This window comes from Bartonella sp. AD13SXNS, assembly GCF_042196465.1.
Classification (GTDB): domain Bacteria; phylum Pseudomonadota; class Alphaproteobacteria; order Rhizobiales; family Rhizobiaceae; genus Bartonella.
This window is the reverse complement of the sequence record NZ_JBHIQI010000003.1, coordinates 20,642-36,139: the sequence shown is the minus strand read 5'-3', so window position 1 is coordinate 36,139 and position 15,498 is coordinate 20,642. Positions and strand designations below refer to the sequence as shown.

Sequence of the window (15,498 nt, the reverse complement as noted above, 5' to 3'; positions counted from 1 at the left end):
CTGTAGAGATGTTATGGCTAAAAAATTAAATCAAAAGGAAGATATTCAAAGTAATCACTTTGCATTAACATCAAGTTTTCCACTCATCCCAGTATCTGAAAGAAAAAGTAAAGAGCCTGAGAAAAATACACAGCTTCATAAACATTATCAAGGACATCGTGAACGTCTTCGGAAACGCTATTTAAAGTCAAAAGGAAATGCAATTGAAGATTATGAATATCTTGAATTATTGCTTTTTCGCACAATCCCCCGCGCAAATACAAAACCCATAGCTAAAAATTTGATAGCACGTTTTGGTTCATTAGCTGATGTATTGGGAGCTGATATTCACCGGCTTCAAGAAGTTCAAGGATGTGGTCCCGCAACTGCAATTGATTTAAAAATTATCTCAGATGTTGCTGGACGTCTTGCTCGTGCACAATTATTTAAACGCGATATTTTTTCATCATGGGATAAAGTGTTAGCTTATTGTAAAGCTGTTATGGCTCACGAAACCCGTGAACAATTTCGTATTTTATTTCTTGATAAGAAAAACGGCTTACTTGCTGATGAGGTGCAACAAACTGGAACTATTGATCATACCCCTGTTTATCCTCGTGAAGTTATTTCTCGAGCTTTAGAGTTATCCGCATCAGGATTGATTTTAGTCCACAATCACCCTTCTGGCGATTCCACACCATCTGACGCAGATATAACAATGACATACAGATTAAAAGACGCAGCAAATGCATTAGGCATTACTATCCACGATCACCTTATTATCGCACGAAATAACCACACGAGCTTTAAAGCATTAAAGCTTATATAAACCTTATAGGATGAAAAAAGGCTTCATTCAACGATGAATAACGAATCAATTTTCTAAATCAATATCTAATATAGCCATTGAAAAATTATAGGACAGCTCATCTTCATCTTCATCTCGATAAATAATACCTAAAAACTCATCCCCCATATAAACCTCACAAGAATCATCCTTCTTAGGCCGTGCTTTGACGTGCAATGCTGAGTTTTGGAATATATTTTTTAAATAATTATTAAGTTTTTTTATTTCATCAGCATTCACTATACTCTCCTATTTTTTGAGACAATTAAAACAATTGCGTGTCATGCAAATAAGACACACCTATGATTCTATAAAGTTAGTAAAAAAGCTTAATCTGAATATTCACTTAATATTACATATATTTACACTGCTTTTTATACATTCATAAAAAACTTCTACAAAAGGAATCCTCATTATTAAATATACCCGTATAAATTAAAAAACGGCAGAAAATTGTATATTTTTAATAATTTTACTTTATTTCTAATTTTAGCATCTGCATTTACAGATTCCTATTCGGGAGAAAAATTGATCAACCATTTATAGTTTTGTTCCTTCTATAAAAAATTCAAAGAACAATACTTTTTTATTTAAAGCTACATTTTTTAGCAAAAAACATTACTATATCATTAAAAAATAATTCTTTTTAACGACTTTTTAAAGTAGATATTGTCTAATCTTAGAAGAATTACATCTCTAAAAAATATACAAAATAAGCTAATAAGAGTTCATTTTTCTCTCCATTTTTATAAGAATTCATTTCACAATGGGAAATTTTTAAATAAGCTTTCAGTTTATATAGAAGAATATTAGGTATTTTTGTAAATACTAAAACCTATGAAGAATGCTTATTTTATAGGATAACGAGAAAGAAAATCGATAACTCCTTTTTTATAAACTTTATCGCCTACAGCAAGCATATGATCACGATCAGGAATTGATAAAGCTTCACCACAAGGCAACAAAGCTGCTAATGGCTCTGCAGCGCCACCAATTTCGTCTAATGAACCAACGGCAACAAGTGCAGGTTGTTCGATTTTGTAAATTTCAGATGCCGTTAACTCCTGTTTTGATGTGATAATACAAGCAGCCAGAGCACGTCTATCGCTTTTCGTTTGATCAGCAAATTTACGGAACATTAAACCGCGCGTATTGGTAATGGTAGAAATATCTTCCGCTAGAAGAGCTTCAGCCACAGGCTCCCAATTTCCTGCTCCCGTTACCATACCAATACCTAAACCACCAAAAATAACGCTGTTCACATATGTTGGATGCAAAAGAGCCATAAAAGCACTAATACGAGCTCCCATAGAATATCCCATAACATGGGCTTTAGATAACTCTAAATGCTGTAGTAACTTTATCGCATCACAAGCCATAGCTTGAGGTGTATAAAAAGCAGGATCATAACTTTTAACTGAATCTCCGTGACCGCGATTATCAAGAGCAATAACACGATATCCTGCTTCCGTGAGGATACGAAACCAACCTGTTGCATACCAATTCACCCATGCAGAAGATCCAAAACCATGGATCAACAAAACAGGAGCGCCTTGCCCTTCTTCTCGATAAGCAAATCGCAAACCATCATATTCAAAAAAACGAATATCTTCAGCTGTCATTTTTTATTGCACTTTCCACAAAGTACAGGATGAATAACACGTTGCCCTTTTTGTATCTGTTTTTCAGAAACTTCACCAGCATTAATTTCAAGTGCAAAAGCTGCAGGAACTCCTGAGGAAATAGTGTTTGTTGAAAATGGAGAAGTATTTTCAATAATCGATACAATAATTCCCTCAGAGTTTAAAAAAATCATATCTAAAGGTAAAGGTGTATTTGCCATCCACATAAAAAACTTCTGCTCATCTCCCGATGGATAACCTTTTTGCTGCTTAAAGAGCATTGCACGATCGCGTGGAAAATCAGTCCGATACATTAAACCAGCTGCTGCTTGAGATGGCGTAAAAGCAAGCTCTACCTTATAATAAATTGCACCTTGCTTTGTATGTATTTCTAAAGGAATTGGATGAACGGGAATCTCTATGGGCTTCTTTGCTAAAACAACATGCACGTTTAACATAAAAAGTATCGCCAATAAAATGATATGCTCTTTTTTAAAAGGCTTTAACATTCTTGTCTCCACCACAGAAAAATTTCAAACTTTGTTTCTAAAATAAAAAGTGCTAAAAAATCAAAAAAAGAGAGCTGTTTCCTTGTTTTTTTCTCTTTTTTCTCAACACAATAGGAGCAATTTTTCCATTTGGTTTATCGATTCACGAGAGTCATATTTTCTTGAAATATATTTACCTCTCTAGCTTTTTATGCAATAATTACCTTTAAAAAACACAGAAAACATACTGATTTTACTAGTGAAATTCAATGCATAATAATTTAATGCGTAGAAAAAGGAATACCTATATCTGGATAAATTTCTGCTGTCATTAAACCTTTTTCCCCTTTTCCAAAACGCACAAGAACAACTTGGCCCGAACGAAGCTCTGCTAAACCAAAACGGCGCAACGTCTCCATATGAATAAAAATATCTTCTGTTCCTTGTCCACGGCTAAGAAAACCGAAACCTTTATCACGATTAAACCATTTAACAATTGCACGTTCTAGGCCACTTTCTGGAGTCACAACAACATGGGTACGGGCTGGAACTTCTGATGGGTGAACAGCTGAAGAACAATCTATGGATTTCACCTGAACGCACTTTAACCCTCGTTCAGTTTTTTCCACAGCACAAATAACTTTAGCTCCTTCCATCGCTGTTTGAAAACCATCCCGTCGCATTACCGTAACATGCAATAATATATCGGGAAAATGAGGTAAATCAGGTACAATAAATCCATACCCCTTACTACCATCAAACCACTTAATGACACCACTTATTTCAATAATCTCTCCACAAGCACCTATACTCTCCTCAGATAGGGAACAATCCTTTAATGCATCCTTACTCGTCATAATAACGTGATCCTGTAGCTTTTATAAATTGTACGATATTGATTCTCTAAGTTTAAGTAAACATTGCTCTTGTACCAACACGCAAGTCCCAAGATAAGATTTCCCCATATTGTCGTATCTTCTATGTTAACATCAGCGAATATCAACATGAATATTTGTAAAACTATTTGATTGTACGCTTTATATATCTTACAAAGAATGCCCTACAAAAGAGATCATATAAAAGGTTTTTTACATAATGATATTTTCATTAATGTGTAACTTGCATGATGAAGAAGATCAATATAAGGTGCAAAAACGACAATTCAATTAAGGAAAATGCGCATGCAATTGAAAAAAATCCTTACAACAATCACGGCATTCATGGCATTTACAGCAAATGTGTATGCAAGTGAACCTATCAAAATTGGTGTTTATCTTCCATTAAGTGGTCAAAATGCATTTGGAGGTCAGCTTGAAATTAGAGGTATAGAATTAGCCCATAAAAAAGTTCCAGAAATTTTAGGCCGTAAAGTGGAACTTGTTATTATTGATAATAAGTCTGATAAAGTAGAAGCAGCTAATGCTGTGATGCGTTTAACAGCAAGTGAAAAAGTGAGTGGAATCATAGGGAGCTATGGCTCTTCGCTTTCGTTGGCAGGGGGTGAAATATCTGAAAAAGCAAAGACTCCAACCATTGCAACGTCCTCAACGAGTCCTCTTGTTACACAGGGTAAAAAATATTACTTTCGCGCTTGTTTTATTGATTCCTATCAAGGAGTAGGAATCGCAACTTATGTAAGCCAAACTTTACACGCAAAAAAAGCCGCTATCCTTAAAGATATTTCAAACGATTATGCTATTGGTCTTGCAAGTTATTTTACACGTGCTTTCAAAAAATTAGGTGGTGAAGTTATCTCAAATTTAAACTATAATTCCGGAGATCAGGATTTTTCAGCTGTTCTTACGCAAATTATTGCACAAAAACCTGATATTTTATTCATTCCATCTTATTTTTCTGAAGGTGCTATCATCATGAAACAAGCACGAGAATTAGGAGCGAAGTTTCAAATTATGGGTGGAGATGCTATGGATAATCCAGAAACCATTACGATTGCAGGAAAAGCGGCAGAAGGTTTCTTACATACAACACTTCCCTATAGTGAGGATATGCCAAATATGTCAGTAGCTGCGCAAGAATTCACAAAAGAATGGAGAAAAGCTTACCCTGACAAAGAGCCAAATATCAATTCTGTTTTGGGATACACGAGTTATATGATGTTTATGAAGGCTATTGAAAATGCAGGGAGCGCTGATCGTGAAAAAATTACTATCGCACTTAGCAAATTAAAAGATTTTCCAACCCCTTTTGGTGATATGTCCATGGATGAAAATCATAATCCTAAAATTCCTATTGGTATCATTAAAATACAGGATGGAAAACGTGTTTATTTAGAAGAAGTTAAACCTGCTTTTTAATTAAGAAGTTTTACTAATGAAAATACAAGAATTGGTTGAGAATCTTTTCTCAACCAAAGACTTAAAGGTTTCTTGTTGTCTTATGTAAATTAACAAATGTGGAAGGATGAGAGATGAGCACTGAAATGTTCATCCAGTATTTTTTTAATGCACTGGCATTGGGATCTCTTTATGGACTTATCGCTATTGGTTATACTATGGTCTACGGTATACTGAGACTCATTAATTTTGCTCACGGTGATATTTTTATGCTGGGAGCATATTTTGTTTTCTTTTCCACAATTGGCTTTATGCCTGCTTGGGCAGCACTTCTTCTTTTGTTCCTCGCTGCTCTTGTTTATTATTCGGTCTTTGTAGGGTTTAAAAGGCGTCCTCCAATTTATTGGATTGCTGTTTTTTTAATTCTTGCTTTAGGGTTTGTTTATTACTTTAAAATTTCTCCACAGGATTTCACTCCGATTTGGGTTTTAGCGCTTTGTTTTTCCATTTTTATTACAAGTGCAGTGGGTGTTACTGTTGATCAACTCGCCTATAAACCTCTACGTCATGCTCCACGTATCTCGGCATTGATCGGTGCAATCGGTGTTTCTTTTTTTATTGAAAATCTTGCTACTGTACTCTTTAGTGGTATTCCGAAAGGTGTAAAACAGCCAGATTTTCTTGTAACACCATTTTTATGGCATCTAGGATCAGACGCAGATGGTATCATTAGAATTGCTCCTATGTCTCTGATTGTTCCCGTTGTGTCATTAATTCTTATTGTATTACTGTTATGGATTATCCATAAAACGAAACCGGGTCTTGCTATGCGTGCAATCTCCCATGATATTGAAACGACGCGTTTGATGGGTGTATCTGTTAATAAAGTCATTGCATTTACATTTGGAATAGGCTCAGCACTTGCCGCTATATCAGGCATTATGTGGTCTTTGCGCTATCCTCAAATTCAGCCTTATATGGGTGTTCTTCCTGGCCTCAAAGCATTTATCGCTGCTGTTATCGGAGGGATTGGTTCGATACCAGGAGCAATGTTGGGAGGATTGTTATTAGGGTTTATTGAAATTATGATTATCGCATTTTTCCCCGCGCTATCTGGGTATCGAGATGCCTTCGCTTTCATTTTATTGATTCTGATTTTATTGATATTGCCCACAGGATTAATGGGTAAAAAAAGTCAGGAGAAAATCTAATGGCAAAGTCAGTGACAACTATTTTATCGTGTATAAGTGTTTTAGTTCTCATAGGTTTTTTATTTTATGCTGATAGCCATTTTAATGACTATACGCTTCGTATCATAAATCTGATTGCTATTAATGCGATACTGGCAATTTCGCTTAATTTGATTTATGGTTTTACAGGTATGTTTTCTCTTGGACATGCTGGCTTTATGGCTATTGGTGCTTATGTCTGCGCAATTTTACTGCTTTCTCCTGAACAAAAAGAGATGATGTGGATTCTTGAGCCTATCGCTGAACCATTGTATCATCTGCAATTACCTTTTTTTATTGCTGTTGTTGTAAGTGGTTTGTGTGCCGCAGTTGTAGGTTTATTGATTGCTTTGCCAATATTGCGTCTTGGTGGTGATTATCTTGGAATTGCAACATTGGGTTTTGCAGAAATTATTCGCATTGTCATTACAAATGCAACATCGCTCACAAATGGCTCTTTAGGAATCAAAGGAATACCTCAAAATGCAACATTATGGTGGAACTATGGTTGGTTAGCATTCACAGTTCTCTTTATTGTTCTCTTACTGCGAAGCAATACTGGTAATGTATTACGTGCTATTCGTGATGATGAAATAGCTGCGAAAACTATGGGAATTAACGCTTTTTTCTACCGTAGTTTTTCTTTTACTGTTGGAGCGTTTTTTGCAGGTATAGGTGGAGCATTAATGGCTGCTCTTATTTCAACCATTGATCCAAAAATGTTTAATTTTCTTCTCACTTTTAATATTTTGATGATTGTTGTTGCTGGTGGTCTGGGTTCAATTACAGGGAGTATTATTGGTAGCATTGTTATTACAGTTATGCTTGAATGGCTTCGTATTATTGAAAGTCCATTTGACTTAGGTTTTATACATATTCCAGAAACACCAGGACTTCGTATGGTTGTTTTTTCTCTTTTATTGCTGGTAATTATCTTGTTTTGGAGAAAAGGCTTGATGGGACAACGTGAATTCTCATGGAATGGAATTTATAGCTTTCTGATACGCAAAAAACTTTCTAATACTGAGGGAAATCTATGAACGACACCATCCTTTCACTCAACGAGATCGTCATGCGTTTTGGCGGATTAGTTGCTGTAAATAATATTAATATGGCAATTAAACGAGGAAGTATTACTGGATTAATTGGTCCCAATGGTGCTGGAAAAACAACAGTTTTCAATATGATTTCGGGATTTTATGCCCCTACGAGCGGTATCATTCTTTTTGATGAGAAAAAAATTTCTGGAGCACCTCCTTATATTATCTGCAGACGCCATATCGCCCGAACATTTCAAAATATTCGTCTTTTTTCAGGGTTAACGGTTTTGCAAAATGTTATGGTGGGGGCGCATGTTCGACAAAAATATCCTTGGTTTTCTTCAGCTCTATTTTTTTCAAAAGCAATGAAAGAAAAAAAAGAAATTTATAAAAATTCCATGGAGCTTCTTGAACGGCTACAACTTGATCACCTTGCCAATCAATCGGCAACAGCTTTACCTTATGGTGTGCAGCGACGTCTAGAAATTGCACGTGCGTTAGCCACAAAGCCCAAATTGCTTCTTCTTGATGAACCTGTTGCTGGCATGAATCCACAAGAAAGCGAAGATCTTAAAGAATTTATAACAAAAGTGCAAAAAGACTTTGATCTTACAATTCTTCTTATCGAACATGATATGAAAGTGGTTATGGGACTTTGCCAACATATTTTAGTCATGGAACATGGCTGTTGCATTGCCAATGGTACACCAGATGAAATTCGTAATAACCCTAAAGTTATTGAAGCTTATCTTGGCGGAGATGTGTATGGATATTCTTAAAATAAAAAATCTTCACGTTCATTATGGTGCCATTAAAGCTGTCCAAGATCTTTCTATGTCCATAAAAAAAGGAAGTATTGTCACTTTAATTGGCGCCAATGGTGCAGGAAAAAGCAGTATTGTACGTTCTATTACAGGACTTAATCGCTCTGTGTATGGGGAAATTACCTATAATGGCAAATCAATTATTAAAAAGTCACCAGAAGAGATTTTGCGTTTAGGGATTGCTCTCAGTCCTGAAGGGCGTCGTATTATGCCTCATCTCACTGTTTTAGAGAATCTCCATCTAGGTGCTTATATCCGTCATGATAAACAGGGAATTTCTCGTGATATTGAATGGATATTTGATCTTTTTCCGCGCCTACGTGAAAGATCAAAACAGTTGGGAGGAACAATGTCAGGTGGGGAACAACAAATGGTTGCTGTAGGCCGCGCACTCATGAGCAATCCTGATATGGTCATATTAGATGAACCGTCGTTGGGATTAGCGCCCCTTCTCGTTCGGGAGATTTTTTCAATTATCCGAAAAATTAATGATATGGGAAAAACTGTTCTTCTTATTGAGCAAAATGCATTTGCTGCACTTTCCATAGCTGACTATGCTTATATTTTAGAGGTAGGGCATATTTTATTTCACGGTGAAGGTAAAGCTATGCTTTCTGATCCACGTGTTAAAGAAGCCTATCTTGGTGGATAAAGGCTACAAATTAAGAAAATAAAGTTCTCCCCTCCTCCTTTTAAAAAAGCATCTCTCTATTTAATGAGAAATGCTTTTTTGCGCTTAACTATGATATCCACCATTTTTCTGCACAGTATACTCCTGCTGCTTGTTCAATAATGTGCGCTATCTGAAAAATAACTTCCTCAGAAAAAGGTTTACCAATCAATTGCAATCCTAACGGTAAACCATTTGATGACAGACCAGCAGGAACAGAAATTCCTGGTAAACCAGCCATATTAACTGGTACCGTAAAAATATCATTAAGATACATTGCGACAGCATCATTTTTTATTTTTTCATCAGCAATACCAAAAGCAGGTGTTGGTGTTGCTGGTGTCAAAATAGCATCAATGCCTGAAGCAAAACATTGGTCAAAATCACGCTTTACGAGTGTTCTTACTTTTTGAGCTCTTAAATAACAGGCATCATAATACCCAGATGAAAGAACATAAGTACCAACCAAAATACGCCGCTTAACCTCATCACCAAAACCAATAGAACGGGTGTTTTCATACATCTCAATGATGTCTTTTCCAGGTACGCGCAAACCAAAACGCACACCATCATAACGCGCTAAATTAGAAGATGCCTCTGCAGGAGCTATAATATAGTAAGAAGGCAGAGCATATTTTGTATGGGGTAAAGAAATATTCCTAATTTCAGCTCCTGCTTCTTTTAACCAATTTATTCCTCTTTGCCAAAGTTCAATAATTTCTTGAGACATTCCATCTAGATGATATTCTTTTGGAATACCAATTTTCATTCCTTTGATTGATTGACCAAGATAACTTTCATAATCAGGAACTGGTAAATTGACGGAAGTAGAATCCTTTTCGTCAAAAGAGGCCATTGATCTTAGTAAAATAGCACAATCACGAACATCTCTGGCAATAGGCCCAGCTTGATCAAGGGATGAAGCAAAGGCGACAACTCCCCATCGTGAACAACGTCCATAAGTTGGCTTTATTCCTACAGTCCCAGTAAAAGCCGCCGGTTGACGTATTGAGCCACCTGTATCTGTTGCTGTTGCACCAGCACAAATTTGTGCCGCAACAGCGGCCGCAGAACCACCTGAAGAACCACCTGGTACGAGTTTTTCATTCGAGCCTTTTTTTCTCCATGGATTAATAACGGGACCATAATATGATGTCTCGTTGGATGAGCCCATAGCAAACTCATCCATATTAAGTTTTCCTAACATCACCGCCCCATCTTGCCATAAATTAGCAGTGACAGTTGATTCATAGTGCGGTTTAAAACCATCAAGGATATTTGAACAAGCTTGCGTATGAACACCATAGGTTGCAAAAAGATCTTTAATCCCCAAGGGGATTCCTTCTAAACGCCCTCCCTGCCCTTTTGCCAAGCGGCACTCTGATTCAGCAGCCATTTTTCTTGCCTGTTCTGCTGTTATTGTTACATAAGCATTCAAAGTTGGATTAGCCAATTCTATTGCTTGTAAATAAGCTTCTGTTAATTCCGTTGCTTTGAGCTTTTTCTTTGTTAGAGCATCACGAGCTTGTGCAATTGTAAGGGTTGTTAAATCAGTCATATTGGTTCTCAAATTTTAAAAATATAAAAAGTTACTCAACAATTTTTGAGACAAGAAAAAAATTTTCTTCTGTAATAGGTGCATTGGCTACAATATCTGCTGCTTTATTGCCATCTGTAACACTATCTTCACGCATTCGTAGACTTATCGGTATCACAGATGTTAATGGCTCAACTCCACTGACATCAACTTCATTCAATTGTTCTATAAAACCTAAAATAGCATTGAATTTTTTTGTTATATGTTCCACCTCATCATCGTGGAGTGCAATGCGCGCTAAATGTGCTACCCGCTTGACTGTCTCTTGATCAACAGACATACTATTCGCCTTTCTGCTTTTTTGTTTATTTATTGATCTTTATTCTGGCTATACAAGGCTGCACTTGCAAGTGCAAGAATATTAGATAACATGAATAAAGAATATAACTATAGATCTGAAACATTAAAAAACGCATTATATCCCTTATGACTGTTATTAATATAGATGAAGTTATGACACATCTTTTGCCTGGACAAACAGTAGCAGCTTTAGATTTGGGTACAAAAACGATTGGAATTGCGATTTCTGATAGGGGGCTGACTGTCTCAAATCCACGTCCTGTATTGCAGCGAAAAAAATTTACAGAAGATGCTCGCACACTTATTAAAATTTTTGATCATGAAAATGTAGGTGTTATCATTATTGGCTTACCTCTTAACATGAATGGAAGCAGCGGCTCTCGTGTTCAAGCAACCAGAGCTTTTGTGAGTAATATGAAAGCTTATACAAAAATTCCATTTGTTTTTTGGGACGAACGCTTATCAACAATTGCCGCAGAACGTGCTCTTCTGGAAATGAATGTATCGCGCGCTAAAAGAGCAAGTAGAATTGATTCGGCAGCCGCTGCTTTTATATTGCAAGGTGCTCTCGATAGAATTAAAAACTTTCATCATATGGAAGGATAGAGGACATTGAGCAAATGCCCTGCATTATATCGTGCAATAAGCATCCCATAAGAAGCTCTCCATTGTCCTCCAAGACGGCTTTCCATATAGGCATTTGCAACATGTTCTATGTCTGTCGAACATAAGGAGGCGGCAGCTGCTGCATAGGCTACTTGTTCAACAAAAAATCTTCCAGCTCCCTCATTTGCTGATGCCATATCACCTGCAGACTTAATAATTTCAATTGCTCGGGGTCCTGCTGGTCCAATATCAAGAGCAATTTTTTCTAACAATTTCTGAAACAATCCCGGTGCTTTTTCAGCAATAAGAATAGCATCTTTTACCAATTGATTAGCAGAACTATTTCTCACAATCCGCGCAGGCCCATTATGCAACATTTGCGATAATGGATTATTCTCTATAAAGCTTTCAATACCAAGTTGTGCAATAATTTCACCAATAATAGGCACAACCAACTGACTTACATGATAAGCAATAATAGGTGTCATAATGCGGGCAAAAGCTGCTTCAGAACGATCATTTGCTGCATTGTCAAATGCTCGCGCTAAACGTAAAACCAATGCTTGTGAAGCAGCAATATCTAATGCAATATCTGCAAAAATACGTTCTGTCAGTGGTGGTAAAGGCTGATTTGGCATTTTTTTCCGGAAAAAATCTATGCCAAACTGAAGGGCTGCTCGCAAAACACCTGCCGATATGACAGATTGATCGAAACGCATCATCGTTTCGATGTCTTTAATAACTTTTAGCCCTTCTCCAGCGTTTCCCAAAAGCCAGCCATAACTGCCTTGAAAATCAACAACTCCTTCTGGCGTTAAGAGTTCTCCGGAACGCTGAATTAAATGACGAATCGATATAAATCCATTTAATGCACCATTGTCTTGTATGCGTGGAACGAAAAAACAACTTAAATGACCATTTAAATCTGCACTAACAAGGTATCCATCAGCGGTAGGATTAATAACATTGGTTTTTACAACATTTAAACGATACAGATCACGTTCCATATTTTCATCGAAAGAAATTTTCTTAACACTTGGAAAATTGAAAGCGCCTTTTTCAATATCATCAAATGCACAAGTCAAAGAAGCGGACTTTTTATGATGAATAGGCTTTGATGAGGAATCATATTGGCGTGATAAAAGGACATTTTGCCATTTTTTGAAGAGCTCAATATCACTAATTAAGACAGCAATTGCTGCACTTGTTATAATAACCTCATTTAAATGTCCTGTTTCTAAACCAGCAGATAAAGCTAAACGAATCGCACGTGCTTGATAGCGTACCCCATTTTCTGAGCTTTTATTTTCCCAAAGAGAGGTAACCAAACCCGCTTGTCTAGAATATTGTTGAAGAGCTTGATAGGAAGAATGTATTTCTAATTTCTCTGTTGGCTTCCCCCATTCATCGTTATAATACAGTAAAGGCTTATAATGATTCGCTAAGCAGGAAAGCTTCCAAGCTTCTCTACTCGCTGCAAAATCTCCTATTTCTTCAAAGCTTGCTAATAAAAACTTAGGCAAGCTAGAGGCGATACGAAACATAAGCGTGTCGCTAAGAAAGGTATTTTTTCGACGAGCATTTTGCGCAGATACAGCACTCATAGGTATATTCCACTATTCAAATCATTCATATCATAGACTATTTGTCTTTTTAGAGTTAAGAAACATTTATCATATTCAAACAAATGCTTGTTTAATCTGTTTAGAGAGAGATAAAGAAGAATGCTATGATTCAAGATAATTTTTTTCCACTTTTCCCTCATCAACATCTTTTAGCTATTAAAGATCTAAGTGTACAAGATCTTAATACATTGCTTGATCGTGCAGAAGCAAATGTTATCCTTTCTAACAAAATTGATAAAACAAAACCTATTTTGCGCGGACGGACTCAAATTAATCTTTTTTTTGAAGCCTCTACGCGAACACAATCTTCTTTTGAATTAGCAGGTAAAAGGTTGGGAGCAGATGTGATGAGTGTTGCGATTGGTAACTCATCTGTAACAAAAGGAGAAACATTGCTTGATACAGCCACAACGCTCAACGCGATGAAGCCAGATATACTGGTTTTTCGCCATAGTAGTGCGGGAGCAGCAGCCTTATTAGCGCAAAAAGTTGATTGTTGTGTCATTAATGCTGGTGATGGTGCTCATGAACATCCAACTCAAGCTTTATTAGATGCTCTCACCATTAAAAGAGCAAAAGGTCATATTGAAGGATTAACTGTTGCAATTTGCGGAGATATTTTGCACTCACGTGTTGCGCGTTCTAATATTCTTAGCCTTAATGCTTTAGGTGCTCATGTACGTGTTGTTGCACCTTCAACACTCTTACCTACAGAAATTGCTCATATGAGTGTTGAGGTTTTTAACACAATGAAAGAAGGCCTTAAAGGTGCTGACGTTATCATGATGTTACGCTTACAGCATGAACGGATGACAGGCTCTTTTATTCCTTCCACGCGTGAATATTTTCATTATTTTGGCTTACATAAAGAAAATTTAGCCTATGCTAAAGGCGATTGCATTATTCTGCATCCTGGCCCAATAAACCGTGGTGTGGAGATTGCATCTGATGTAGCAGATGGACCACAAAGTATGATTCATACACAAGTAGAAATGGGAATTGCTGTGCGTATGGCTGTCATGGAGGCTTTATTAGATTCACGCTTGAAAATCAGTGGAGAAAAAAAATGATAAAACCAATTGTTTTTCAAAAGGCTCGTATTGTTGATCCTTCGCGTGCAATCGATGAAATTGGTACAGTTATTGTTGAAAATGGACTGATTATAGCTGCTGGGAAAGAAGCTCTGAATCAAGGAATCCCTGAAGGGGCAGAAGTTATTAATGCACAAAACAAAGCGATTCTGCCTGGACTTGTAGATGCGTGCGTTTTTGTTGGAGAACCAGGAAATGAACATCGTGAAACAATTGCATCTGCAAGTCAAGCGGCCGCAGCAGGTGGTGTTACTTCCTTTCTGATGATGCCAGACACGCACCCAGTCATTGATAATGTAGCACTCGTTAAATTTATTACGCGTACAGCACAGGAAATGTCATCGGTCAATATTTATCCCGTTGCTGCCATCACACAAGGTTTCAACGGACAAGAAATAACCGAATTTGGTTTGCTCAAGGATGCAGGGGCTGTTGCTTTTAGTGAAGGAAAAAAAACACTTCAAAATTCATCTGTTATGCGACGGGCAATGAGTTATGCACGCGATTTTGATGTTCCATTGATGCATGAAACGCAAGATAAAGATCTTACAGAGAAAGGCGTAATGAATGAAGGACTGCTCGCCAGTTGGCTTGGTCTTTCTGGCATCCCGCGGGAAGCAGAAGTCATCCCACTTGAAAGAGATCTGCGATTAGCAGCATTAACGCAAACACGCTATCATGCCGCCCAAATATCGACAGCACTCTCTGCTGACGCACTTCGTTTAGGCAAAAAACGCAGTGAGAAAATTTCAGCTGGTGTATCTATTAATCACTTATCTCTCAACGAAAATGACATTGGCCAATATCACACTTCTTTTCGCTTCATGCCTCCATTACGTATAGAAGAAGACCGAATAGCAATGATTGAAGCGGTAAAGGACGGTACTATAGATATTATTGTCTCTTCCCATGATCCGCAGGGTAAAGATACAAAATATCTCCCCTTTAATGACGCGCCAGTTGGCGCTATTGGTATGGAGACCTTATTGAGTGCAACCTTACGCCTTTATCATGATGAAAGTCTATCTCTTTTACGGATAACTGAACTTTTATCAACGATGCCTGCAAAACTCTTTGGACTCAATGCAGGAACACTTAAAAAAGGGGCTCGTGCGGATCTTATTGTGGTTGATCTTGAAGAACCATGGGTTGCTTCTACAGAGAAGTTCTATTCGCGTTCAAAAAATACACCTTTTGAAAATGCACGTTTTCAAGGGCGCGTGCTCCAGACCTTTGTGAAAGGGAAATCGATTTTTAAACTTAATCAACAAATTTAATGAGATTCT

Annotated in this window: 16 protein-coding genes; 9 read left to right on the top strand and 7 right to left on the bottom strand. The window is 37.1% G+C overall.

Annotated features, from left to right (window positions below; translation table 11 throughout):
- The first annotated feature begins 13 nt into the window (after positions 1 to 13).
- Positions 14 to 808 (top strand): DNA repair protein RadC, encoded by a 795-nt coding sequence (gene radC / locus ACFIMQ_RS03430; protein WP_375606887.1) that lies wholly within the window; start codon positions 14 to 16, stop codon positions 806 to 808.
- Positions 809 to 853: 45 nt separating this feature from the next.
- Here radC and ACFIMQ_RS03425 read toward each other — a convergent pair whose 3' ends face one another.
- The 4 genes from ACFIMQ_RS03425 to ACFIMQ_RS03410 all read right to left on the bottom strand — a co-directional run bounded on the left by ACFIMQ_RS03425 (position 854) and on the right by ACFIMQ_RS03410 (position 3,793).
- Positions 854 to 1,066 (bottom strand): DUF3126 family protein, encoded by a 213-nt coding sequence (locus ACFIMQ_RS03425; RefSeq protein WP_375606888.1) that lies wholly within the window; start codon positions 1,064 to 1,066, stop codon positions 854 to 856.
- A 608-nt stretch (positions 1,067 to 1,674) separates the two neighbouring features.
- Positions 1,675 to 2,448 carry an alpha/beta fold hydrolase gene (locus ACFIMQ_RS03420; protein ID WP_375703402.1) on the bottom strand — a complete coding sequence of 258 codons (774 nt, stop codon included), beginning with the start codon at positions 2,446 to 2,448 and terminating at the stop codon, positions 1,675 to 1,677.
- Positions 2,445 to 2,957 carry a DUF192 domain-containing protein gene (locus tag ACFIMQ_RS03415; protein ID WP_375703401.1) on the bottom strand — a complete coding sequence of 171 codons (513 nt, stop codon included), beginning with the start codon at positions 2,955 to 2,957 and terminating at the stop codon, positions 2,445 to 2,447. Before ACFIMQ_RS03415 ends, ACFIMQ_RS03420 begins: the two co-directional genes overlap by 4 nt.
- A gap of 260 nt (positions 2,958 to 3,217) precedes the next feature.
- Positions 3,218 to 3,793 carry a cold-shock protein gene (locus tag ACFIMQ_RS03410; RefSeq protein ID WP_375606891.1) on the bottom strand — a complete coding sequence of 192 codons (576 nt, stop codon included), beginning with the start codon at positions 3,791 to 3,793 and terminating at the stop codon, positions 3,218 to 3,220.
- A gap of 324 nt (positions 3,794 to 4,117) precedes the next feature.
- Here ACFIMQ_RS03410 and ACFIMQ_RS03405 point away from each other — a divergent pair, with 324 nt between their 5' ends.
- The 5 genes from ACFIMQ_RS03405 (at position 4,118) to ACFIMQ_RS03385 (ending at position 8,975) form a co-directional block, all read left to right on the top strand.
- Positions 4,118 to 5,251 carry an ABC transporter substrate-binding protein gene (locus ACFIMQ_RS03405; RefSeq protein WP_375616260.1) on the top strand — a complete coding sequence of 378 codons (1,134 nt, stop codon included), beginning with the start codon at positions 4,118 to 4,120 and terminating at the stop codon, positions 5,249 to 5,251.
- A gap of 113 nt (positions 5,252 to 5,364) precedes the next feature.
- Positions 5,365 to 6,441: a branched-chain amino acid ABC transporter permease gene (locus ACFIMQ_RS03400; RefSeq protein ID WP_375606893.1), complete on the top strand. Its 1,077-nt coding sequence runs from the start codon at positions 5,365 to 5,367 to the stop codon at positions 6,439 to 6,441.
- Entirely contained in the window at positions 6,441 to 7,499 is a 1,059-nt protein-coding gene (locus ACFIMQ_RS03395) for a branched-chain amino acid ABC transporter permease (protein ID WP_375606894.1), read from the top strand. The genes ACFIMQ_RS03400 and ACFIMQ_RS03395 overlap by 1 nt, the downstream gene beginning before the upstream one ends.
- On the top strand, positions 7,496 to 8,278 hold the full coding sequence (locus tag ACFIMQ_RS03390) for an ABC transporter ATP-binding protein (RefSeq protein WP_375616262.1): 783 nt from the start codon (positions 7,496 to 7,498) through the stop codon (positions 8,276 to 8,278). The genes ACFIMQ_RS03395 and ACFIMQ_RS03390 overlap by 4 nt, the downstream gene beginning before the upstream one ends.
- A complete protein-coding gene (locus tag ACFIMQ_RS03385; RefSeq protein ID WP_375606896.1) occupies positions 8,265 to 8,975 on the top strand; it encodes an ABC transporter ATP-binding protein in 711 nt (236 codons plus the stop codon). Before ACFIMQ_RS03390 ends, ACFIMQ_RS03385 begins: the two co-directional genes overlap by 14 nt.
- A gap of 88 nt (positions 8,976 to 9,063) precedes the next feature.
- Here the strand turns inward: ACFIMQ_RS03385 and gatA are convergent, their stop codons facing one another.
- Both gatA and gatC read right to left on the bottom strand, forming a co-directional pair.
- Positions 9,064 to 10,551, bottom strand: coding sequence for an Asp-tRNA(Asn)/Glu-tRNA(Gln) amidotransferase subunit GatA (gene gatA, locus ACFIMQ_RS03380; protein WP_375703400.1), 1,488 nt, complete (start codon positions 10,549 to 10,551; stop codon positions 9,064 to 9,066).
- Between the two features lie 31 nt (positions 10,552 to 10,582).
- Positions 10,583 to 10,870 (bottom strand): Asp-tRNA(Asn)/Glu-tRNA(Gln) amidotransferase subunit GatC, encoded by a 288-nt coding sequence (gene gatC / locus ACFIMQ_RS03375; protein WP_375703399.1) that lies wholly within the window; start codon positions 10,868 to 10,870, stop codon positions 10,583 to 10,585.
- Between the two features lie 146 nt (positions 10,871 to 11,016).
- Here gatC and ruvX point away from each other — a divergent pair, with 146 nt between their 5' ends.
- Entirely contained in the window at positions 11,017 to 11,496 is a 480-nt protein-coding gene (gene ruvX / locus ACFIMQ_RS03370) for a Holliday junction resolvase RuvX (RefSeq protein WP_375703398.1), read from the top strand.
- Here the strand turns inward: ruvX and ACFIMQ_RS03365 are convergent.
- Positions 11,481 to 13,100 (bottom strand): acyl-CoA dehydrogenase family protein, encoded by a 1,620-nt coding sequence (locus tag ACFIMQ_RS03365; RefSeq protein WP_375703397.1) that lies wholly within the window; start codon positions 13,098 to 13,100, stop codon positions 11,481 to 11,483. The genes ruvX and ACFIMQ_RS03365 overlap by 16 nt on opposite strands.
- A 125-nt stretch (positions 13,101 to 13,225) precedes the next feature.
- Between ACFIMQ_RS03365 and ACFIMQ_RS03360 the strand changes: the two genes are divergently transcribed.
- Positions 13,226 to 14,191, top strand: a complete 966-nt coding sequence (locus ACFIMQ_RS03360) for an aspartate carbamoyltransferase catalytic subunit (RefSeq protein ID WP_375616268.1) — start codon at positions 13,226 to 13,228, stop codon at positions 14,189 to 14,191.
- Positions 14,188 to 15,489 carry a dihydroorotase gene (locus ACFIMQ_RS03355; protein ID WP_375616269.1) on the top strand — a complete coding sequence of 434 codons (1,302 nt, stop codon included), beginning with the start codon at positions 14,188 to 14,190 and terminating at the stop codon, positions 15,487 to 15,489. Before ACFIMQ_RS03360 ends, ACFIMQ_RS03355 begins: the two co-directional genes overlap by 4 nt.
- Positions 15,490 to 15,498 lie beyond the last annotated feature (9 nt).

Bases quoted from the DNA above. Each gene is read 5' to 3' on its own strand.
- ACFIMQ_RS03415 (WP_375703401.1), bottom strand. From the start codon at position 2,957: ATGTTAAAGCCTTTTAAAAAAGAGCATATCATTTTATTGGCGATACTT.
- gatC (WP_375703399.1), bottom strand. From the start codon at position 10,870: ATGTCTGTTGATCAAGAGACAGTCAAGCGGGTAGCACATTTAGCGCGC.
- ACFIMQ_RS03420 (WP_375703402.1), bottom strand. From the start codon at position 2,448: ATGACAGCTGAAGATATTCGTTTTTTTGAATATGATGGTTTGCGATTT.
- ACFIMQ_RS03385 (WP_375606896.1), top strand. From the start codon at position 8,265: ATGGATATTCTTAAAATAAAAAATCTTCACGTTCATTATGGTGCCATT.
- radC (WP_375606887.1), top strand. From the start codon at position 14: ATGGCTAAAAAATTAAATCAAAAGGAAGATATTCAAAGTAATCACTTT.
- ACFIMQ_RS03395 (WP_375606894.1), top strand. From the start codon at position 6,441: ATGGCAAAGTCAGTGACAACTATTTTATCGTGTATAAGTGTTTTAGTT.
- ruvX (WP_375703398.1), top strand. From the start codon at position 11,017: ATGACTGTTATTAATATAGATGAAGTTATGACACATCTTTTGCCTGGA.
- ACFIMQ_RS03355 (WP_375616269.1), top strand. From the start codon at position 14,188: ATGATAAAACCAATTGTTTTTCAAAAGGCTCGTATTGTTGATCCTTCG.
- ACFIMQ_RS03390 (WP_375616262.1), top strand. From the start codon at position 7,496: ATGAACGACACCATCCTTTCACTCAACGAGATCGTCATGCGTTTTGGC.
- ACFIMQ_RS03410 (WP_375606891.1), bottom strand. From the start codon at position 3,793: ATGACGAGTAAGGATGCATTAAAGGATTGTTCCCTATCTGAGGAGAGT.
- ACFIMQ_RS03400 (WP_375606893.1), top strand. From the start codon at position 5,365: ATGAGCACTGAAATGTTCATCCAGTATTTTTTTAATGCACTGGCATTG.
- ACFIMQ_RS03365 (WP_375703397.1), bottom strand. From the start codon at position 13,100: ATGAGTGCTGTATCTGCGCAAAATGCTCGTCGAAAAAATACCTTTCTT.
- gatA (WP_375703400.1), bottom strand. From the start codon at position 10,551: ATGACTGATTTAACAACCCTTACAATTGCACAAGCTCGTGATGCTCTA.
- ACFIMQ_RS03405 (WP_375616260.1), top strand. From the start codon at position 4,118: ATGCAATTGAAAAAAATCCTTACAACAATCACGGCATTCATGGCATTT.
- ACFIMQ_RS03360 (WP_375616268.1), top strand. From the start codon at position 13,226: ATGATTCAAGATAATTTTTTTCCACTTTTCCCTCATCAACATCTTTTA.